This window comes from Pseudomonas sp. R28(2017) (genome assembly GCF_002112505.1).
GTDB lineage: Bacteria > Pseudomonadota > Gammaproteobacteria > Pseudomonadales > Pseudomonadaceae > Aquipseudomonas.
The window spans coordinates 274,818-295,594 of sequence record NZ_NEHW01000002.1 but is presented as its reverse complement, the minus strand read 5'-3'; the positions used below and the strand labels follow the sequence as shown (position 1 = coordinate 295,594).

Sequence of the window (20,777 nt, the reverse complement as noted above, 5' to 3'; positions counted from 1 at the left end):
GTGTTTCTCCTCAGGCATTTTTATTGGTTTGTACTGGCGCAATCGCCGGCCCACGCACCGCCACGCCACCCAGGGCGTAGTACAGCGCCCCGCCCAGCAGCGACCCGGTGAACCAGCCATAGTCGTAGAACCAGCTGAAACTGCTGTTACCGATGGCCAGCACGGTCAGCGCCACCGGCAAGGCAAAGGCAGCGAAGCCCGCCCAGTTCCATGCCGGGTACACGTCATCGCGGTACAGGCCGGCCAAGTCCAGTTGCTGGCGGCGGATCAGGAAGTAGTCCACCACCATGATCCCGGCAATCGGCCCGAGCAGGCTGGAGTAGCCAAGCAACCAGTTGGAATAGACGCTCTCCAGGCTCAGGTCGGAAACGATCCAGCCAAGCTTCTTCAGCAGTTCGTGGCTCATCAGCGCCAGGCCGATGAAACCGGTCAGCCACACCGCACGGCTACGCCCGATCAGGCGCGGGGCGATGTTCTGGAAGTCGTTGGTTGGCGAGACGATGTTGGCGGCCGTGTTGGTCGATAGCGTGGCGATCACGATCAGCGCCATGGCCAGCGCCACCCAGCCGGGGCTGTGGATCTTGCCGATCAGGCTGACCGGGTCGGACACCGTTTCACCCACCAGCGACGCCGAGGCGGCGGTCATCACCACACCCAGCGCGGCGAACAGGAACATGGTCAGCGGCAAGCCGAAGATCTGCCCGAGAATCTGGTCCTTCTGGCTCTTTGCATAGCGGCTGAAGTCGGGAATGTTCAGCGACAAGGTGGCCCAAAAGCCAACCATGGCGGTGAGCCCGGCGCAGAAGTAACCGATCACGCTGGCCCCTTCCGGGCGCTTGGGTGGCTGCGCCAGCAGTTCGCTCATCGACATGTGCGGCAAGGCCCAGAACAGCAGGCCGAAACCGACCGCCACCAGCAGCGGTGCCGACAGGGTTTCCAGCCACTTGATCGACTCGGCGCCGCGCAGCACCACCCACAGGTTCAGCGCCCAGAACACCATGAAACCGATCACCTCACCGGTACCGCCCAGCGCCTTCCAGCCGTCGAAGATCGAGCCGAGGAACAGGTGGATGGCCAGGCCGCCGAACATCGTCTGGATGCCGAACCAGCCACAGGCCACCACCGCGCGGATCAGGCACGGCACGTTGGAGCCGAAGATGCCGAACGACGAGCGCAGCAGCACCGGGAACGGGATGCCGTACTTGGTGCCGGGGAAGGCGTTGAGGGTCAGCGGGATCAGCACGATGAGGTTGGCCAGCAGAATCGCCAGCAGTGCCTCGCCCACGCTCAGGCCGAAGTAGGCCGTGAGCACGCCGCCGAGGGTGTAGGTGGGCACACAGATGGACATGCCCACCCACAGCGCGGTGATGTGCCATTTGTTCCAGGTGCGCTGGTGCACCTTGGTCGGCGCGATGTCATGGTTGTAGCGCGGGCTGTCGAGGACGTCACTGCCCGCGGACAGCTCGAACAGGCCAGCCTGCTCGATCACTTCCGATCTGCTCTGTTGCATGGGGCCTTCTCCAGTTTCTTCTAGTTGTTTGCTCATCGGGCTAACGCGATGGCCGGAGTACACACACCACCAGTACTGCTCCTCCGGTCCGGCCTGGCGGTTGTGGCCGTACTCAAATTGCGTGCCGGGTTGGCCTGCGCCTACCCGGCCGGCCGCCGCCGACCGGAGGTAATCAACTGATCTGCAAAGCATTGTTGCGCGGCAGGCGCGGGCACGGTTATCCCCTCGCCTGCCGCTTGCGCCACCTTGGGCCGGCCCTGGCCCCTGCAACAGGTTTCAAACTGGTGCAGCCTGGTTTTTCATCGGCGCGGCCTGCGCCTCGAAGCCAGGAATCAAGCAGCTGATTTTGCATGGAAAATCTTGACCAATTTGGCTTCTTGTCAAGTGCGTCAAAATGGTGAAAGGCCTCACCATTTTGGTGATCTCTACAATTAATCGTTATTTATCAAATAGTTATTAACGATATATGCATATAAATTATTTTCTTGAACAATTCCAAAACTGCATCTAGATTCCAATCTTGTCAGGCCTGACAGGATTAACCCGTATCCTCCAGCCACTGGCACATAACAATTTCAAGAACCGGCACAGACCGGTCAGCCTGCGAGGAAGACGGCATGTCCCTGTTGATCCGTGGCGCCACCGTGGTTACCCATGAAGAGAGCTATCCCGCCGATGTCCTGTGTGTCGATGGCCAGATCCGCGCCATCGGCAAAGACCTCGAAGCCCCTACCGACTGCGAGATCCTCGACGGCAGCGGCCAGTACCTGATGCCCGGCGGCATCGACCCACACACCCACATGCAGTTGCCCTTCATGGGTACGGTCGCCAGCGAGGACTTCTTCAGCGGCACCGCCGCAGGGCTGGCCGGTGGCACCACCTCGATCATCGATTTCGTCATCCCCAACCCGCAGCAGTCGCTGCTGGAGGCCTTCCACACCTGGCGCGGCTGGGCACAGAAGAGCGCGTCCGACTACGGCTTCCATGTTGCCATCACCTGGTGGAGCGAACAGGTTGCCGAAGAAATGGGCGAGCTGGTCAGCCAACATGGGGTCAACAGCTTCAAGCACTTCATGGCCTACAAAAACGCCATCATGGCGGCCGACGACACCCTGGTGGCCAGCTTCGAGCGCTGCCTGCAGCTGGGTGCGGTGCCCACCGTGCATGCCGAGAACGGCGAGTTGGTCTACCACCTGCAACAGAAGCTGCTGGCCCAGGGCCTGACCGGGCCAGAGGCGCACCCGCTGTCGCGGCCTTCGCAAGTCGAAGGCGAAGCCGCCAGCCGTGCCATCCGCATTGCCGAGACCATCGGCACGCCGTTGTACGTGGTGCATATCTCCAGCCGTGAAGCGCTGGACGAAATCACCTACGCCCGGGCCAAGGGCCAGCCGGTGTACGGCGAAGTGCTGCCGGGCCACCTGCTGATCGACGACAGTGTCTATCGCCACCCGGACTGGGCGACCGCCGCTGGTTATGTGATGAGCCCTCCGTTCCGCCCGCGCGAGCACCAGGAGGCGCTGTGGCGCGGCCTGCAATCGGGCAACCTGCACACCACCGCCACCGACCATTGCTGCTTCTGCGCCGAGCAGAAAGCCATGGGCCGCAACGACTTCAGCCGCATCCCCAACGGCACCGCCGGCATCGAGGACCGCATGGCGGTGCTGTGGGACGCCGGGGTCAACAGTGGGCGCCTGTCGATGCACGAGTTCGTCGCGCTGACCTCGACCAACACCGCGAAGATCTTCAACCTGTTCCCGCGCAAGGGCGCCATCCGCGTCGGTGCCGACGCCGACCTGGTGCTTTGGGACCCGCAGGGCACGCGCACCATCTCGGCCCAGACCCACCACCAGCGGGTCGACTTCAACATCTTCGAAGGCCGCACCGTACGCGGCATCCCCAGCCACACCATCAGCCAGGGCAAGGTGCTCTGGGCCGATGGCGACCTGCGCGCCGAGCCTGGCGCCGGTCGTTACGTGGAGCGCCCGGCCTACCCCTCGGTATACGAGGTACTGGGCCGACGCGCCGAGCAACAGCGCCCGACACCCGTTCAGCGCTGACCTGACCCGCATTGCCGTACCGGCCCTCAGAGGCCGGGCGGCGCCGTATTGCCGTTGACTGCCACGACCAAAAAGAAAAGAGAGGCTACAACCGTGATCGATGCCCTGAACCATTTGCCGCGCCCACGCGCCGGCAGCGACCCATTGGCCGAGCGTTTCACCGACCTGGCCCCGCCGCTCACCGCCCGCCAGGCCGCCGTCGAGAGCGCCCGCTGCCTGTATTGCTACGACGCCCCCTGCGTGAACGCCTGCCCGAGCGAGATCGACATCCCGTCGTTCATCCACCGCATCAGCGACGAGAACCTGCAAGGCGCCGCCGAACGCATCCTGTCGGCCAACATCCTCGGCGGCAGCTGCGCCCGCGTGTGCCCCACCGAGATTCTCTGCCAGCAGGCCTGCGTGCGTAACAACGCCCAGGAATGCGCCCCGGTGCTGATCGGCCAGTTGCAGCGCTACGCCGTGGACAATGCCCAGTTCAGTGAGCACCCGTTCAAGCGCTCGCCCGCTACGGGCAAGCGCATTGCCGTGGTCGGAGCCGGCCCCGCCGGGCTGTCGTGCGCCCATCGCCTGGCCATGCACGGCCATGACGTGGTGGTGTTCGAAGCCTGCGACAAGGCCGGTGGCCTCAACGAGTACGGCATCGCCCGCTACAAGCTGGTGGACGACTATGCCCAGCGCGAAGTGGAATTCCTGCTTGGCATCGGTGGCATCGAGATCCGTCACGGCCAGCGCCTGGGTGCCAACCTTGGCCTGGGCGAGCTGCGCGACCAGTTCGACGCGGTGTTCCTCGGCCTGGGCCTGAACGCCGTGCGCCAGCTCGGCCTGGGCGACGAAGAAGCCCCCGGCCTGCTCGCTGCCACCGCGTACATCCGCGAACTGCGCCAGGCCGACGACCTGGCGCAACTGCCGCTGGCCGACCGCTGCCTGGTGATCGGCGCCGGCAACACCGCCATCGACATGGCCGTGCAAATGAGCCGCCTGGGCGCCCGCGACGTCAACCTGGTCTACCGCCGTGGCCATGCCGACATGGGCGCCACCGGCCATGAGCAGGACATCGCCAAGGCCAACCAGGTGCGCCTGCACACCTGGGCCCGCCCCGACGCCGTGCTGCTCGATGACGACGGCCGTGTACGCGGCATGCGCTTCATGCGCACCGAACTGGCTGACGGCCGCCTGCGTGACACCGGTGAGACTTACGAGCTGGCCGCCGATGCCATCTTCAAGGCCATCGGCCAACGCTTCGACGATGCCAGCCTTGGCGACCCGGTCGCCGCACAACTGGCGCGCGACGGCGAGCGAATCCGCGTCGACGAAAACATGCGCACCAGCCTGGCGGGTGTCTATGCCGGCGGCGACTGCACCGCGCAGGGCCAGGACCTCACCGTCCAGGCCGTGCAACACGGCAAGCTGGCCGCCGAAGCCATCCATGCCCAACTCATGCTCAACGTGGAGGCAGCGTAAATGGCCGACCTGTCCATCGAATTCGCCGGTATCAAGGCACCCAACCCCTTCTGGCTGGCCTCTGCGCCCCCCACCGACAAGGCCTACAACGTGGTCCGCGCTTTCGAGGCCGGCTGGGGCGGCGTGGTCTGGAAGACCCTGGGCGAGGACCCGGCGGCGGTCAACGTGTCGTCACGTTATTCCGCGCACTACGGCCCCAACCGCCAGGTGCAGGGCATCAACAACATCGAGCTGATCACCGACCGTTCGCTGGAGATCAACCTGCGGGAAATCACCCAGGTGAAAAAGGACTGGCCCGACCGTGCCTTGGTCGTGTCGCTGATGGTGCCGTGCGTGGAAGAATCGTGGAAGTTCATCCTGCCGCTGGTGGAAGCCACCGGCGCCGATGGCATCGAGCTGAATTTCGGCTGCCCGCACGGCATGCCGGAGCGCGGCATGGGCGCGGCGGTCGGCCAGGTGCCGGAGTACGTGGAGATGGTCACCCGCTGGTGCAAGATGCACTGCTCGCTGCCGGTGATCGTCAAGCTCACGCCGAACATCACCGACATTCGCCAGTCGGCCCGTGCGGCCCATCGCGGCGGTGCCGATGCGGTGTCGCTGATCAACACCATCAACTCGATCACCAGCGTCGACCTGGACCGCATGGTCGCCCACCCCATCGTTGGTGATCAGAGCACCCACGGCGGTTACTGCGGCTCGGCGGTCAAGCCGATCGCGTTGAACATGGTCGCCGAGATCGCCCGCGACCCGGAAACCCGCGGGCTGCCGATCTGTGGCATCGGCGGGATCGGCAGCTGGCGCGATGCCGCCGAGTTCATCGCCCTGGGCAGCGGTGCGGTGCAAGTGTGCACGGCGGCGATGCTGCATGGCTTTCGCATCGTCGAGGACATGAAGGACGGCCTGGCACGCTGGATGGACCAGCACGGCCACCGCAACCTCGAAGCGTTCCGCGGGCAGGCGGTGGGACATACCACCGACTGGAAGTACCTGGACATCAACTACAAGTCGGTGGCGCATATCGACCAGGATGCGTGCATTGGCTGTGGCCGCTGCCATATTGCCTGTGAGGATACTTCGCACCAGGCGATTGCCAGCACGCTGAAGGCAGACGGGACGCATGCCTACAGCGTGATCGAGGACGAATGCGTGGGCTGCAACCTGTGCCAGATCACCTGCCCGGTGGAGAACTGCATCGAGATGGTGGCGCAGGATACCGGCAAGCCTTACCTGAACTGGACCCAGGATCCGCGCAACCCCTATCGCGAGGCCAGTTGAAGCATTGGGGCTGCTGCGCAGCCCTTCGCGGGCAAGCCCGCTCCCACAGGTATCTCGCAACATTCAAGGCTTGCGCGGCACCTGTGGGAGCGGGCTTGCCCGCGAAGGGCCGCGCAGCGGCCCCCGTTGTTCATGGTTCCAGCCCGATCCCGCGCAGGATCACACAGGTCACCGTCTGCACCGCACTCTCGAACGCCCTGTCGGACAACGGCTCACCCTCGTTCAGCAACGCCACCTGATAGCCAAAGTCGGCATAGTGCTGTGTCGACGCCCAGATCATGTAGAGCAGCGCCGAAGGCTCCACCGGCAGGATGCGCCCCTCTGCCACCCAACGGCGGATCTTGTCTTCCTTGAGTTTCGCCCAGGGCACCAGGCTCTCAGCGAGGTTCACCCCCAGCACCGGCGCCCCATGCAGCATCTCTTCGGCCCAGATCTTCGAACCCAGCGGCCGTGAACGTGAATGGCCCATCTTGGCGCGGATGTAGCTGGTCAGCACCACCCGCGGGTCATCGAAGTTCTCGAAGCACAGCGCGTCCTGCTTCCACACATCCAGCAGGTCCTGCAGCACCGCGCGGAACAGCTCGTCCTTGGTGCTGAAGTAGTAATGCAGGTTGGAGCGCGGCAGCTCGGCCTGCTCGGCGATGTCGCCCATGGAAGTCGCGCCATAGCCTTTTTCGGCGAACACCTTTTCCGCGGCCACGAGGATCTTCTCGATATTGCGACGGCGGATTTCGATCTTGTGGTTGGCCATCAGGCTTGGGCCGTCCACACCGCGCCGGTCAAACGACCATCCCTGAACTCGGTGTAGGTCGGCCCGTAGTCGGTGAGGCGCCAGCCGAACACGCTGCCGTAAAAAGCCTTGCTCCGTGCGATATCGCTGACATTGAACTCGATGTTGTCGATCTGCCGATCGTGGCCACGAACGCTCATGGGTGCTCCTTGCCGAATGGGGTTGGCTTAGTCTACTCCGACGGCCCTGTCGCCGCTTGGACGCTCAGCCACATCTTGCCCGGTCCCGCACCGGGCACTGAGCCCGGTGCAGGTTCAGCGCCGTGTTGATGATGCCAATATGGCTGAACGCCTGGGGGAAGTTGCCAAGCATGCGCTTGCCGGCCGGGTCGTACTGCTCGGCCAGCAGGCCGACGTCATTGCACAAGCCGGCAAGCTTTTCGTACAGCGCCTGCGCCTCGGCCTCGCGCCCCAGCAGTACATACACATCGGCCAGCCAGAACGAACAGACCAGGAACGTGCCCTCCCCCGGCGTCAGCCCGTCGCTGCAGCTGTCGCTGTCGTAGCGCAGCAGCAGGCCGTTCTTCAGCAGGCGCTGCTCGATCTGCGCCAGGGTACGTTGAAAGCGCGGATCCTCAGCCGGCAGGAAGCCGGTTAGGGCGATCTGCAACAGGCTGGCGTCCATCTCGGCCGAGCCATAGGCCTGGACGAAGTGCTGGCCGCTGCCATCGAGCCCGTGTGCGCAGACTTCCCGATGAATCTCGTCAGCCACCTGCCGATAGTGGCGGCCCTGCTCGCGGCCCTCCTCGGTGGTGTCGGCCAGCCCGGCTGCGCGGTCGAAGGCGACCCAGGCCATGACCTTGGAGTGGACGAAGTGCTGACGGCCACCGCGCACTTCCCAGATGCCTTCGTCAGGCTCGCGCCAGATGTGCTCGACATAGGGCAGGATCAGCCGGGAGATCGCCGCACTGCGGGGATGGCGCGGCAGGCCGCCCTTGATCGCCTGGGTCATGGCGTCGGCCAGTTCGCCGTAGATGTCCAGCTGCACCTGTTGCGACGCTGCATTGCCAACCCGCACCGGCTGCGAGTGCTCGTAGCCGGCCAGCCACGGCAAGGTGTATTCCTGCAGGTCACGCTCGCCGGCCAGGCCGTACATGATCTGCATCTGTTCAGGGTTGCCGGCCACCGAACGCAGCAGCCACTCACGCCAGGCCTGGGCCTCATCGAAGTAGCCGAGGTTCATGAACGCCAGCAAGGTCATGGTGGCGTCGCGCAGCCAGCAGAAGCGGTAGTCCCAGTTGCGCTCGTGGCCGATGCGCTCGGGCAGCGAAGTGGTCACCGCCGCGACGATGCCGCCGGTAGGTGCATAGGTCATGGCCTTGAGGGTGAGCAGCGAGCGGCGCACCAGGCCGGTGTAGGGGCCGACCTCGGGACAACGGTCGGCGAACGCCTGCCAGTGCGTGAGGGTGTGGTGCAGCGCCTGGTCGATGTCACAGTCGGGTTGCACCGGCAGGTGCGAGGGCTGGTGACGGAGGCTGAACACCTGGCGCTCGCCGGCACACACGCGAAAACGGGCGACGGTGTGGTGGTCGAGACCGTGGGGCGCCACGCTGCTGCACAGGATCAGGCGATCGGGGCCGGCGACCGCACTGAGGGTCAGCGGGTCGATTTTCTCTACCCAGGGCACGCTGCGGCCGTAGTCGAAGCGCAGCACCAGGTCCATCTCGAAGTTGGCTTCGCCGGACAGCCCCTCGACGATGCGCACCATCGAGTTGACCTCGTCCAGCGGCATGAAGTCGAGCACTCGGGCGCGGCCGCTGGCAGTGACCCAGGTGGTTTCCAGCACCAGGGTGTCACCCAGGTACTGGCGGTGGGTGTGCTCGACCGGGTCGCTGGGCGCCAGGCGCCAGCGGCCGTTTTCTTCGTTGCCCAGCAGCGCGGCGAACACGGCCGGTGCGTCGAAACGCGGCAGGCACAACCAGTCGATCGAACCGTCGCGGCTGACCAGGGCGGCGCTGCGGCAGTTGCCGAGCAGAGCGTAATCTTCGATGTGGGCGGGCATTGCACCTCCTTTCAAAGATTGCCTGTCAGGGCCCTTTCGCGGGCTCGCCCGCTCCCACAGGTTGAGCACTGCTCTTGAGAGCGGTGAGATCCCTGTGGGAGCGGGCGTGCCCGCGAAGAGGCCCGCACAGACAACAAAGATCTTTCATCCCAGCTTGTGCCACTCGCGCTTGTCACGCGTCAGCAATTCATTGCCCGCTTCGGGGCCATCCTCGCCCGCCGGGTACTGATGCACCTCGCCCCCTTCGGCCCAGGCATCGAGAAACGGCTGCACCGCGCGCCAGCCGTTCTCGATGTTGTCGGCCCGCTGGAACAAGGTCTGGTCGCCGGTCAGGCAGTCGTAGATCAGCGTTTCATAGCCGGTGGCCGGGGTCATCTTGAAGAAGTCCTTGTAGGCAAAGCCCAGCTCGACGTTCTCCATCACCAGCTCCGGCCCAGGCCGCTTGGCCTGCAGGTCGAACCACATGCCTTCGTTGGGCTGGATCTGGATCTTCAGGTAGTTGGGCTTGGGCCGCTCCAGCTCCGACTCGCGAAACTGCGCGTAGGGCGCCGGCTTGAAACAGATGGCGATCTCGGTGTCGCGCACGCTCATGCGCTTGCCGGTGCGCAGGTAGAACGGCACCCCGGCCCAGCGCCAGTTGTCGATCATCACCTTGAGCGCCACGTAGGTCTCGGTCTGGCTGTCGGGGGCGACATTGTTTTCCTGGCGATAGCCCGGCAGCCGCTTGCGGCCCTGCTTGCCCGCCACGTACTGGCCACGCACCGAGTGTTTCAGGGCCATCTTCGCCGACCAGGGGCGAATGGCCCCGATCACCTTGGCCTTCTCGCCACGCACGGCATCGGCGCCGAACGCCGCCGGGGGTTCCATGGCGACCATCGCCAGCAGCTGGAACAGGTGGTTGGGGACCATGTCGCGCAGCGCGCCGGTGTTGTCGTAGAACGCACCACGGGTCTCCACGCCGACCGTCTCGGCGGCGGTGATCTGCACATGGTCGATGTAATGGTTGTTCCAGAACGACTCGAACAGGCCATTGGAGAAGCGGCTGACCAGAATGTTCTGCACCGTTTCCTTGCCCAGGTAATGGTCGATGCGGTAGATCTGCCGCTCGCCCATCACCTTCAGCAGGCAGGCGTTGAGCGCCTCGGCACTGGCCAGGTCGGTGCCGAAGGGTTTTTCCACCACCACACGCCGGAAGCCGCCGGCAGACTCGTCAAGGAGGCCGGCCTCGCCCAGGCGCTGAGCCACCTCGGGGAAGAAGCGCGGCGACGTGGCCAGGTAGAAGATGGCGTTGCCGTGGCTGGTTTTCTCGATGCGCTTGGCCAACGCCGCATAGGTCGCGGGGTCGAGGAAGTCGCCGGTCTGATAATCCAGGCGCTTGGCCAGGCGCGCCCACAGTTTTTCGTCCAGGCATCTGGCAGCGCCCTCGCCACCCTTGTCGCGTTCCTGCATGAAGGCATGCAGGCGCTCGGCGAATTCATCGGCCGTGGCCGCATTGTGGTCGACGCCGACGATACGCAGGTTGCGGTCCAGCAAACCGTCACGGCTGAGGTTGTAAAGCGCCGGCATCAACAGGCGCTTGACCAGGTCACCGTTGGCGCCAAACAGGAACAGCGTGCAGGGCGGAGCAGCAGGAATGGTCTGTTTGGTCATCAGTCTTTTTTCTCGACGTGGCCACCGAAGCCCAGGCGCATGGCCGAGAGGATCTTGTCGCCATAGGTGCCCTGCTGCTGGCGCGAGCGGAAGCGGGCGAACAGCGCGCTGGACAGCACCGGCACCGGCACCGCCTGTTCGACGGCCGCGTCGATGGTCCAGCGGCCTTCACCACTGTCGGACACCGAACCACTGAACTGCGCCAGCTGCGGGTCGGCCACCAACGCATCGGCGGTGAGGTCGAGCAGCCAGGAGGTGACCACGCTGCCACGGCGCCAGACTTCGGCGATCTCGGCCACGTTCAGGTCGAAGCGCTGGTCTTCCGGCAGCTCGTTGCCGCCCTTGCTGCGCAGCAGGTCGAAGCCTTCGGCATAGGCCTGCATCAGGCCGTACTCGATGCCGTTGTGCACCATCTTCACATAGTGCCCGGCGCCGGGTGGGCCAGCGTGGATATAGCCGTACTCGGCGCGCTGATGCTCACCGCTGCGGCCGTGGGTGCGCTGAATGTCACCGACGCCCGGCGCCAGGGCCTTGAACAAGGGCTCGAGGCGCTCGAACACGTCCTTCTCGCCGCCGATCATCATGCAATAGCCACGGTCCAGGCCCCAGACGCCCCCGGAGGTGCCGACATCCAGGTAATGCAAGCCGCGCTTGGCCAGTTCGCCGGCGCGGCGCATGTCGTCCTTGTAGAAGGTATTGCCGCCGTCGATGATCGCATCACCCGGCTCCAGCAGCGCGGCCAGCTGGGCGATGGTCTGCTCGGTAGGCTCGCCGGCCGGCAGCATCACCCACACCGCGCGCGGTGCCTTGAGCTTTTGCACCAGCGCGCCGAGGTCATGGGCACCTTGGGCGCCCTCGCCTTCCAGCCCGACGACGGCGTCACGGTTGCGATCATGGACCACCGTGCGGTGGCCGGCGCGCATCAGCCGCCTTGCGATATTGCCGCCCATGCGGCCCAGCCCGACGATTCCCAATTGCATGAGCCGATGCTCCCCTTTCGAAATGGATGACAAACACAGTTCAACTTTTCAGATTAGTCCAGCACCGAGCCCGAGGGTTCAGCGACGAACGGCCAGACAACGTTAAACAAAAAAGTTCCCATGGGCGGCAAAAGAATTCAGAATGCGCGCCGCGTGAAGCGTCTACGCTTTAACTGTCACCAGCCAAAACCGCGAGGTGTGCTCATGGGTACCTTGATGCCTGCTACTCCAACCCAGACCCTCTATGTCTCCGTACGCCGTGATGAGCTGCGCAAGTTGAAGGACGAACGTGACCAGCTGCGCCAGCAGGTCGCTCAGTTGCACCTGATGCTGGAACAAGCCCGTAGCGACGGTAAAGCCGTCAGCCTCTGATTCATCCCCTCCCCGGGTGGGAGCCTCGCGCTCCCACACTGCTGAAATACTGCCCCATAACGGTGCGCAACACGCTGGCCAGCCACCTGATGGCGCACCCATGCATTCGCCTTGCCCCACCCTCGAACACCCCCGTTCACATCCGGTCACATACGCCAACGTTTGCGTCTATCTCGGGTCATAACGAAAGTGACCAGTGGGTCACCTTTTTATCGCCGGCTCTCCTACACTCAGGTTTCGGCCCGCCATTTGCTCAGAGGAAGAGCGACGTAAAAAAGTCGAACTTTTGGAAATGGTGGCGGGTCAGCAACTAAGTAGGCCAAACGCAAAAGGACTTCCTTCGCACGGCCCGCCTACCCCAACCAGTCCAATCGCCTTCGGCCGGAATGCCGATCGCGTTGTGCCTGTGCGCACGACTTCGGGGCATGGATAGCTTTACGCAACTACAGAACCAGAGAGAACCAGCACGAGATACCGCAACGGGTGCCAGCACCCGGCCAACACATAGGGACGGAGAGAAGTATGATCAGTGCCGCTGTCGAGCCTCACGTAGATTCATTCAACCCGGACAACCGCGAGCCGCTCACCCCGGATTTCGCCAAGACAGGCACGGCACCCGGCGCCCAGCGCCAGCACAACCCGAACAAGCGCAAGATCCTGTTCGTCACCTCGGAAATCGCCGACCTGGTCAAGACCGGCGGCCTGGGCGACGTGTCTGCGGCACTGCCCCGCGCCCTGGCGCACTTGCACGATGTGCGGGTGCTGATCCCCGGCTACCGCCAGGTGATGGAAAGCGACAACCCCATTCATATCGTCGGCGAGCTCGGTGGCCATGCCGCCCTGCCACCGTGCAAGATCGGCCGCATGGACCTGGCCGACGGCCTGGTCATCTATGTACTGATCTGCCCGGAGCTGTACCAGCGCGACGGCACTCCCTATGGTGCCAACAACGGTCGCGACTGGCCGGACAACCACATTCGTTTCGCCCGGCTGGGCCTGGCCGCGGCCGAGATCGCCGCGGGCGAAGGCATGATCCACTGGAAGCCCGAAGTGGTGCACGCCCACGACTGGCCCGCTGGCCTGGCGCCTGCCTACATGCATTGGCGCGGGCTGAACACACCGACCCTGTTCACCATCCACAACCTGGCGTATCAGGGCGTCTACAGCCGCGGTTGCAGCCCGGAGCTGGCGATCCCCGACCATGCCATGCAACAGGAAGGCATGGAGTTCTACGGCAAGCTGTCGTTCCTCAAGGCCGGCCTGGCCTACTCCAGCCACATCACTACGGTCAGCGCCACCTACGCCCAGGAAATCACCACCCCTGAATTCGGCTGCGGCCTGGATGGCTTCCTCGCCAGCAAGGCCCAGCAGGGCCTGCTCGGTGGCATCCCCAACGGCATCGACGAGAGCTGGGACTCGGCTACCGACAAGCACCTTGAACACAACTTCAGCATCAACGACTGGGACGGCAAGGCGCGCAATGCCGACGCCGTGCGCCAGCTGTTTGGCCTGGAAGCGTCCGAGGGGCCGCTGTTCGCCGTGGTCTCGCGGCTGGTCTACCAGAAAGGCCTGGACCTGACCCTGGGCGTTGCCGACTACATCGTCGAGCAAGGCGGGCAGATCGCGATCATTGGCCGCGGTGAGCCGGAAGAGGAGCAGGCCATGCGCGAGCTGGCCCTGCGTCACCCGGGCCGCATCGGCGTGCGCATCGGCTTCAACGAAACCGACGCCCGGCGCATGTTCGCCGGCAGCGACTTCCTGTTGATGCCGTCGCGCTACGAGCCTTGCGGCCTGAGCCAGATGTACGCGCAGCGCTTCGGCTCGCTGCCGGTGGCACGCAACACCGGCGGCCTGGCCGACACCATCGAGAACGGCGTCACCGGGTTCCTGTTCGATGAATCGACTGTGGACAGTTACCGCGAAGCGCTGAGCCGCGCCTTCTATACCTACGGCAAGAAGGACCTGCTCAACGCCATGCGCTGCCTGTCGATGACCCAGCCGTTCAACTGGTGCCAGGCAGTGGAACCCTATGCGCGCCTCTACGAGGACCTGGTCAAGCAAGCGCACCTGAGCCACTACTGAGCGGGGTCTGAAGATGCACAGGCATGGCGCACACCTGTTGGACGCCACGTCGGCGCGCTTCGCCCTTTGGGCGCCCGATGCGCGCAGCGTGAGCTTGGAACTGGAGCAGCAGCCCGCGATCGAGCTGCTGCCCGAGGAAGACGGCTGGTACACGGGGGTTGCCCCGTGCCAGGCCGGCGACCGCTATCACTACCGCATCGACGGCACACTGCAAGTGGCCGACCCGGCATCGCGCTACCAGCCCGAAGGCGTGCACGGGCCGAGCCAGGTGGTGGATGTCGGTAACTTCGACTGGCAGCACCCCTGGCAAGGCCGGCCCTGGCACGAAGCGGTGATTCAGGAGCTGCACGTCGGCGTGCTCGAAGGCTACACGGGCGTCGCCCGGCAGCTGCCGAAGCTGGCCAAGCTGGGCATCAGTGTCATTGAGCTGATGCCGCTGGGCCAGTTCCCCGGTGAACGCAACTGGGGTTACGACGGCGTGCTGCCCTATGCGCCGCAACACAGCTACGGCAGCCCCGAACAGCTGTGCGCGCTGGTGGACCATGCCCATGGCCAGGGGCTGATGGTGATGGTCGATGTGGTCTACAACCACTTCGGCCCCGACGGCAACTACCTGCACCAGTACGCCAGCCCGTTCTTCCGCGAAGACCGCCAGACCCCCTGGGGCGCGGCCATCGATTTTCGCCGCCCAGAGGTGCGCGAGTACTTCATCCAGAACGCCCTGATGTGGCTGTGCGACTACCGCTGTGACGGCCTGCGCCTGGATGCGGTGCACGCCATCGACCAGCCCGACTTCCTGGTCGAGCTGGCGCAGCGGGTGCGCGCCGCCGTCGAGCCGGGCCGGCATGTATGGCTGGTGCTGGAAAACGAGCACAACCAGGCCTCGCTGCTCGAACAGGGCTTCGATGCCCAGTGGAACGACGATGGCCACAATGCCTTGCACGTGCTGCTGACCGGGGAAACCGAAGGCTACTACGCCGACTACCAGGAAAAACCCATCGACAAGCTGGCCCGCTGCCTGTCCGAAGGGTTCGTGTTCCAGGGCCAGGCCAACCGCCACGGCACGCCACGCGGTGAACCCAGCGGGCACCTCGCACCCAGTTCGTTCGTGTTGTTCCTGCAGAACCATGACCAGATCGGCAACCGCGCCCTGGGCGAGCGCCTGACCCGCCTGTGCCCGCCAGCGGCCTTGCGCGCGGCCACCGGCCTGTTGCTGCTGGCACCGATGATCCCGCTGCTGTTCATGGGCGATGACGATGGCAGCTGCCGGCCGTTCCTGTTCTTCACCGACTTCCACGACGAACTGGCCGATGCCGTGCGCGAAGGCCGCCGGGGCGAGTTCGCCCACTTCAAGGCGTTCGCCGACCCCGAGCAACGCGAACACATTCCCGACCCCAATGCCGAGCAGACCTTCGCGGCATCGCGGCCGCAGAACAAAGAGGTCATCGCCGGCTGGCACGGCCTTTATCAGCAGCTGCTCGACCTGCGCCAGCGCCACATCATCCCGCACCTGCCCGGCAGCCGCGCACTGGGCGCCGAGGTGCTGGGCGATCAGGCCCTGACCGCACGCTGGCGCCTGGGTGACGGCAGCACCCTGCGCATCGACCTGAACCTGGCCGCCACGCCCCAGGCGGTCGAACTGCCCGCCGTCGAACGGCGCCTGTTCGACAGCAGCGACACCACTCACCCCGACACCGCGCTATCCGCCCACAGCTGTGTGGTCAGCCTGCTTCCACCCGACCAGGAGAGCCCATGAGCGAAACCGCCTTGCATCGACTGGCCGCCCGTGTCGGGCTGGCCCGCGACTGGATCGACGCCAACAATCGGCCACAGCAGGTCAGCGACGAGGTGCTGCGCAAGGTCCTCGACGGCCTGGGCCACCCCGCCAGCGACGAAGCTGCCATCCAGGCCAGCCTGCACGCCGTGGAAGCGGCCGAAGACGCCGACCACCTGCCCCCGCTGCTCACCGCCGACCTTGACCAACCGCTGCCCCTGCAGCGCTACTTCCCGCCTGGCAGCGCCGTGCGCTGCACCCTGGAAAGCAACCGCCTGCAATACCTGACCCTCGATGCCCAAGGCAACCTGCCCGGCGGCCTGCCAGTCGGCTATCACCTGCTGCAGATCAACGACCGCAGCTTCACCCTCGCCGTGGCACCACCGCGCTGCCACAGCCTGGCCGACGCCGTCGCCGAGCCACCGCCGCGCTGCTGGGGCCTGGCCGTGCAGCTTTACAGCCTGCGCCGCCCCGGTGATGGCGGTTATGGCGACTGCCTGGCACTGGAGCAACTGGCACGCAGCGCTGCCGAACGCGGCGCCGATGCCTTGGCGATCAGCCCGATTCACGCCCTCTCGGCCATCGACCAGCAACACTACAGCCCTTACTCACCGTCCAGCCGCCTGCTGCTCAACACCCTCTATGCCAGCCCCGCCGCGCTGCTGGGCGAGCGCGCCGTGCGCATGGCGGTCGAGGCGTGTGGCCTGGAGCAGACGCTCGAAGACCTGGAGCAGCGCCCGCTGGTGGACTGGCCCCGCGCCGCCGACGCTCGCCTGCGCCTGCTCGAAGCGCTGTACCAGGACTTCAGCCAGGCCGACCACCCGCTGCGCAAGGACTTCGACAGTTTCCGCGAGGCCCGCGGCCAGGCCCTCGAACATCACTGCCGCTTCGAAGTGCTGCAGGCCCAGGCCGTCGAACATGGCCTGGGCGCCGACTGGCGCAATTGGCCCAGCACCTGGCACGACCCGTACCACCCGGAAGTCGAAGCCTTCGCCAACGCCTACCCGGCCAAGGTCGAGTTCCACGCGTTCTGCCAGTGGCTGACCGAACGCAGCCTGCAACGTGCCCAGCATGCCGCGCGCAGCAACGGCATGGCGGTCGGCCTGATCGCCGACCTGGCGGTGGGCGCCGACGGCGCCGGCAGCCAGGCCTGGAGCCGGCAGGACGAGCTGCTGGCCAACCTCAAGGTCGGCGCACCGCCCGACATCCTCAACCGCTCGGGCCAGGACTGGGGTATCTGCGCCTTCTCCCCCGAGGGCCTCAAGCGCAACGGCTACCGTGCCTTCATCGAAATGCTGCGGGCCAACCTGGCCCATGCCGGCGGCCTGCGCATCGACCATGTGATGGGCCTGCGCCGGCTGTGGCTGATCCCCCGTGGCTGCAAGCCCGACCAAGGCGCCTACCTCAACTACCCGCTGCAAGACCTGCTGCGCCTGCTGGCCCTGGAGTCGGTGCGCCACCAGGCGATCATCCTCGGCGAAGACCTCGGCACCGTGCCCGAAGGCCTGCGCGAACAGTTGGCAGCCAAGGCCGTGCTGGGCATGCGCGTGCTGCCGTTCGAGCAGACCCAGCCCGGCCATTTCAAGCCGATCCTCGACTGGCCGGACGACGCCCTGGCCACCACCGGCACCCACGACCTGGCGCCGCTGGCCGGCTGGCTGCAGAGCCGCGACATCGACTGGAGCCAGCGCCTGCAACTGATCGACGCCGCCACCGAACTGCACTGGCGCCACGACCGGCAGAAGGAGCGCGAAGGCCTGCGCCGCACCCTGGAAGCCAACTACGGCCCACAAGCGGACAACGACGCACTGATCGATGCCGCCATCCGCTATGTCGGCCACACCCGCGCCCCGCTGGTGCTGATCCCGCTGGAAGACCTGCTCGGCAGCGACGAACAGCCCAACCTGCCCGGCACCACCAGCAGCCACCCCAACTGGCGCCGGCGCTTCGCCGCGCCGGTGCGCGAACTGCTCGACGACGAAGACGCCGCGCGGCGCCTGGAGCTTTTGGCCCAGGCCCGCGAACAAGCCTGGGAGCGTGACCGATGAAGCCGTTGACTGCGACCCTGCGCCTGCAATTTCACAGCGACTTCAGTCTCGATGACGCCGTGCCGCTGGTGCCGTATTTCGCCCAGCTGGGCATCAGCCACCTGTATGCCTCACCGATCCTCAAGGCCCGCGCCGGCTCGCGCCATGGTTACGATGTGGTCGACCCGACCTGCGTCAACCCCGAGCTCGGCGGCGAGGCGGCGCTGCAGCGGCTGGTGGCCGCGCTGCGTCAGCATGGCATGGGGCTGATCCTCGACACCGTGTCCAACCACATGGCCGTGGGCGGCGCTGACAACCCCTGGTGGCAGAGCCTGCTGGCCTGGGGCCGGCGCAGCCCTTACGCGGAGTTCTTCGATATCCAGTGGCACTCCAGCGACCCGCTGCTGGCCGGGCAATTGCTGTTGCCGTTCCTGGGCAGCGACTATGGCGCGGCGCTGAAGAACGGCGAGATACCGCTGCAATTCGACAAGCAGTCGGGCGTGCTGCAGATCGCCCATTACCAGCACCGCTTCCCGATCTGCCCGCTGGACTACGGCTGGATCCTCGCGCAGAGCCCCGAGCCCGCGCTGAAGGCCCTGGCGGAGCATTTCACTGCCTTGCGCGACGCCTCTGAGCCACTGGCTGCCGCCCTGCCCCTGCACGCCGAGCTGGCGCGCCTGGTGCGTGAAGGCGCAGACCTGGAGTCGGCCCTGATCGCCTTCGACAGCCGCAGCGAAGAAGGCTTCAAGCGCCTGCACCTGCTGCTCGAACGCCAGACCTACCGCCTGGCCAGCTGGCGCACGGCGGCCGATGACATCAACTGGCGGCGCTTCTTCGACATCAATGAACTCGGCGGCCTGCGGGTGGAGCGTGCCGTGGTGTTCGAGGCGACCCACGCCAAGCTGTTCGAACTGATCGAGCGTGGCCTGGTGGACGGCCTGCGCATCGACCATATCGACGGCCTGGCCGACCCGCGCGGCTACTGCCGCAAGCTGCGTCGCCGGGTCGACAGCCTGCTCGCCAGGCGCCCGTTGCAGGCCGCGCTGGAGCATTTCCCGATCTATGTGGAAAAGATCCTCGGTGCCGGCGAACACCTGCACCGCGACTGGCTCACCGACGGCACCACCGGCTACGAGTTCATGAACCAGGTCTCGCTGCTGCAGCACGACCCGGCCGGCGAAACGCCGCTGACCGAGCTGTGGGCGACGGTCAGCGAACGCCCCGAGTTCCCCGAGGAAGTGCGCCTGGCGCGCCACCTGGTGCTCAACGCCAGCCTGGCCGGCGACTGCGAGTCGGTGGCCCAGGCGCTGTTGCAGGTCGCCCGCGACGACCTGATGACCCGCGACCTGACCCTGGGCGCGATCCGCCGCGCGTTGCAGGCACTGGTCGCGCATTACCCGGTGTATCGCACCTACTTCAACGCCTGCGGGCGCCCGGCCGAAGATGAGCGGTTCTTTCAGCAGGCCCTGGCCCATGCCCGCCAGGACCTGGGCGAAGCGGACTGGCCATTGCTCGACCAGCTCGCGCACTGGCTCGGTGGCCAGCCCTGGCGTCAGATGCCCCCGGGGCGACCACGCAAGCACCTGCGCCATGCCTGCGTGCGCTTCCAGCAACTGACCGCACCCAGCGCCGCCAAGGCCGTGGAGGACACCGCGTTCTACCGCTCGGCGCGGCTGCTGTCGCGCAACGACGTCGGCTTCGAGGCCGAGCGGTTCAGCGCCGCCCCCGAACATTTCCACAACGAGGCCCAGCGCCGCCTGCGCGACTTCCCGGGCAACCTGCTGGCCACCGCCACCCACGACCACAAGCGTGGCGAAGACAGCCGCGCACGCCTGGCCGTGTTGAGTGAGCGCGGGCCCTGGTTCGCCAGCCGCGTGGAGCACTGGCGCGAGCTGGCCGCACCGCTGCGTGAACCGTTGGAGGATGGCGTGGCGCCCAGCCCTGGGGATGAGCTGCTGCTGTTGCAGACGCTGCTGGGCAGCTGGCCGCTCACCCTCGATCTGCACGACGACAACGCGCTGCGCCAGTACGCCGAACGCATCCGCCAATGGCAGCAGAAGGCCCTGCGTGAGGCCAAGCTGCGCAGCAGCTGGAGCGCGCCGAACGAGGCCTATGAAGCAGCCTGCGCGGCCTATGTCGACGGCTTGCTGCTGGACCGGGAAAACCAGCAGCTGCGCCAGTCGCTGGCCGATGCCGCGCAGCTGATCGCCTGCCCCGGCGCCCTCAACAGCCTCGTCCAGAGCCTGTTGCGCATGACCGTGCCCGGCGTACCCGACCTGTACCAGGGCAACGAGTACTGGGATTTCAGCCTGGTCGACCCGGACAACCGCCGCCCGGTGGACTACGCTTGCCGGCGTCGTACCCTGGACGATGCCACCGCGCCCGCCGAGCTGCTGGCGCACTGGCGCGATGGCCGCGTCAAGCAGGCCCTGATCGCCCGCGTGCTGGACTGCCGCCAGGCCCACGCCGAGCTGTTCGGCCAGGGGGCCTACCTGCCGCTGCAGGTGCAGGGCCGGCATGCCGACCAGGTCATCGCCTTCGCCCGCCTGGGTGACGGCGAACGCGCCATCGTCGTCGCCCCGCGCCTGGCCAGCGGCCTGCTCGGAGCCGCCGCTACACCGTTGATCCCGGCACAGAACTGGGAAGACACCCGGGTGATTCTGCCGTTTGCCTTGTCGCCTGCCACTTGGACTGGACTTTTCTCCAGCGCCGCTGTCAGCCCTACAAAGGAGCTGATGTTAAGCGCTGCCTTGGCGGATTTTCCGGTCAACCTGTTGATTGAACATGCATAGCATTCA

General features: G+C 65.9%; 13 protein-coding genes and 1 pseudogene. 8 read left to right on the top strand and 6 right to left on the bottom strand.

The annotated features are described in order from the left end of the window. Positions 1–10: 10 nt before the first annotated feature. On the bottom strand, positions 11–1,510 hold the full coding sequence (locus tag CAF78_RS04085; RefSeq protein WP_085674450.1) for an NCS1 family nucleobase:cation symporter-1: 1,500 nt from the start codon (positions 1,508–1,510) through the stop codon (positions 11–13). A 617-nt stretch (positions 1,511–2,127) separates the two neighbouring features. On the opposite strand from CAF78_RS04085, the gene hydA reads away from it, so the two are divergent. From hydA to preA, 3 genes are all read left to right on the top strand, one after another. After that, entirely contained in the window at positions 2,128–3,567 is a 1,440-nt protein-coding gene (gene hydA / locus CAF78_RS04080) for a dihydropyrimidinase (protein WP_085674453.1), read from the top strand. A gap of 93 nt (positions 3,568–3,660) precedes the next feature. Beyond that, complete coding sequence (locus CAF78_RS04075; protein WP_085674456.1) at positions 3,661–5,028, top strand: NAD(P)-dependent oxidoreductase; 1,368 nt, start codon at positions 3,661–3,663, stop codon at positions 5,026–5,028. Beyond that, a complete protein-coding gene (gene preA, locus CAF78_RS04070) occupies positions 5,029–6,303 on the top strand; it encodes an NAD-dependent dihydropyrimidine dehydrogenase subunit PreA (RefSeq protein ID WP_085674458.1) in 1,275 nt (424 codons plus the stop codon). It begins immediately after the preceding gene. A 130-nt stretch (positions 6,304–6,433) separates the two neighbouring features. Here the strand turns inward: preA and CAF78_RS04060 are convergent, their stop codons facing one another. From CAF78_RS04060 to gnd, 5 genes and pseudogenes are all read right to left on the bottom strand, one after another. After that, on the bottom strand, positions 6,434–7,054 hold the full coding sequence (locus tag CAF78_RS04060; protein WP_085674463.1) for a TetR/AcrR family transcriptional regulator: 621 nt from the start codon (positions 7,052–7,054) through the stop codon (positions 6,434–6,436). Between the two features lie 5 nt (positions 7,055–7,059). Then, positions 7,060–7,233: pseudogene (locus tag CAF78_RS04055) on the bottom strand (VOC family protein); the annotation flags it as partial. Between the two features lie 64 nt (positions 7,234–7,297). Then, the gene (locus CAF78_RS04050; protein WP_371856879.1) at positions 7,298–9,109 is read right to left on the bottom strand and encodes a glycoside hydrolase family 15 protein; all 1,812 of its coding nucleotides are present in this window, start codon (positions 9,107–9,109) and stop codon (positions 7,298–7,300) included. Positions 9,110–9,238: 129 nt separating this feature from the next. Beyond that, the gene (zwf, locus tag CAF78_RS04045; RefSeq protein ID WP_085674468.1) at positions 9,239–10,744 is read right to left on the bottom strand and encodes a glucose-6-phosphate dehydrogenase; all 1,506 of its coding nucleotides are present in this window, start codon (positions 10,742–10,744) and stop codon (positions 9,239–9,241) included. Then, positions 10,744–11,724: a phosphogluconate dehydrogenase (NAD(+)-dependent, decarboxylating) gene (gnd, locus tag CAF78_RS04040; RefSeq protein ID WP_085674471.1), complete on the bottom strand. Its 981-nt coding sequence runs from the start codon at positions 11,722–11,724 to the stop codon at positions 10,744–10,746. The genes zwf and gnd overlap by 1 nt, the downstream gene beginning before the upstream one ends. Positions 11,725–11,928: 204 nt before the next feature. Here gnd and CAF78_RS28535 point away from each other — a divergent pair, with 204 nt between their 5' ends. The 5 genes from CAF78_RS28535 to CAF78_RS04020 all read left to right on the top strand — a co-directional run bounded on the left by CAF78_RS28535 (position 11,929) and on the right by CAF78_RS04020 (position 20,771). Next, positions 11,929–12,096, top strand: coding sequence for a DUF6026 family protein (locus CAF78_RS28535; protein ID WP_256573839.1), 168 nt, complete (start codon positions 11,929–11,931; stop codon positions 12,094–12,096). A gap of 522 nt (positions 12,097–12,618) precedes the next feature. Beyond that, complete coding sequence (gene glgA, locus CAF78_RS04035; RefSeq protein WP_085674474.1) at positions 12,619–14,178, top strand: glycogen synthase GlgA; 1,560 nt, start codon at positions 12,619–12,621, stop codon at positions 14,176–14,178. 13 nt (positions 14,179–14,191) lie between these two features. Further along, positions 14,192–15,934, top strand: coding sequence for a malto-oligosyltrehalose trehalohydrolase (treZ, locus tag CAF78_RS04030; protein WP_085674476.1), 1,743 nt, complete (start codon positions 14,192–14,194; stop codon positions 15,932–15,934). Then, positions 15,931–18,000 (top strand): 4-alpha-glucanotransferase, encoded by a 2,070-nt coding sequence (gene malQ, locus CAF78_RS04025; protein WP_085674479.1) that lies wholly within the window; start codon positions 15,931–15,933, stop codon positions 17,998–18,000. The genes treZ and malQ overlap by 4 nt, the downstream gene beginning before the upstream one ends. Beyond that, complete coding sequence (locus tag CAF78_RS04020) at positions 17,997–20,771, top strand: malto-oligosyltrehalose synthase (RefSeq protein WP_085674482.1); 2,775 nt, start codon at positions 17,997–17,999, stop codon at positions 20,769–20,771. Before malQ ends, CAF78_RS04020 begins: the two co-directional genes overlap by 4 nt. Positions 20,772–20,777: the final 6 nt, after the last annotated feature.

What these genes read in the sequence shown, in the direction of transcription:
- CAF78_RS04060 (WP_085674463.1), bottom strand. Translation starts at nt 7,054, where the DNA reads ATGGCCAACCACAAGATCGAAATCCGCCGTCGCAATATCGAGAAGATC.
- CAF78_RS04020 (WP_085674482.1), top strand. Translation starts at nt 17,997, where the DNA reads ATGAAGCCGTTGACTGCGACCCTGCGCCTGCAATTTCACAGCGACTTC.
- zwf (WP_085674468.1), bottom strand. Translation starts at nt 10,744, where the DNA reads ATGACCAAACAGACCATTCCTGCTGCTCCGCCCTGCACGCTGTTCCTG.
- hydA (WP_085674453.1), top strand. Translation starts at nt 2,128, where the DNA reads ATGTCCCTGTTGATCCGTGGCGCCACCGTGGTTACCCATGAAGAGAGC.
- malQ (WP_085674479.1), top strand. Translation starts at nt 15,931, where the DNA reads ATGAGCGAAACCGCCTTGCATCGACTGGCCGCCCGTGTCGGGCTGGCC.
- gnd (WP_085674471.1), bottom strand. Translation starts at nt 11,724, where the DNA reads ATGCAATTGGGAATCGTCGGGCTGGGCCGCATGGGCGGCAATATCGCA.
- CAF78_RS28535 (WP_256573839.1), top strand. Translation starts at nt 11,929, where the DNA reads ATGGGTACCTTGATGCCTGCTACTCCAACCCAGACCCTCTATGTCTCC.
- preA (WP_085674458.1), top strand. Translation starts at nt 5,029, where the DNA reads ATGGCCGACCTGTCCATCGAATTCGCCGGTATCAAGGCACCCAACCCC.
- glgA (WP_085674474.1), top strand. Translation starts at nt 12,619, where the DNA reads ATGATCAGTGCCGCTGTCGAGCCTCACGTAGATTCATTCAACCCGGAC.
- treZ (WP_085674476.1), top strand. Translation starts at nt 14,192, where the DNA reads ATGCACAGGCATGGCGCACACCTGTTGGACGCCACGTCGGCGCGCTTC.
- CAF78_RS04085 (WP_085674450.1), bottom strand. Translation starts at nt 1,510, where the DNA reads ATGCAACAGAGCAGATCGGAAGTGATCGAGCAGGCTGGCCTGTTCGAG.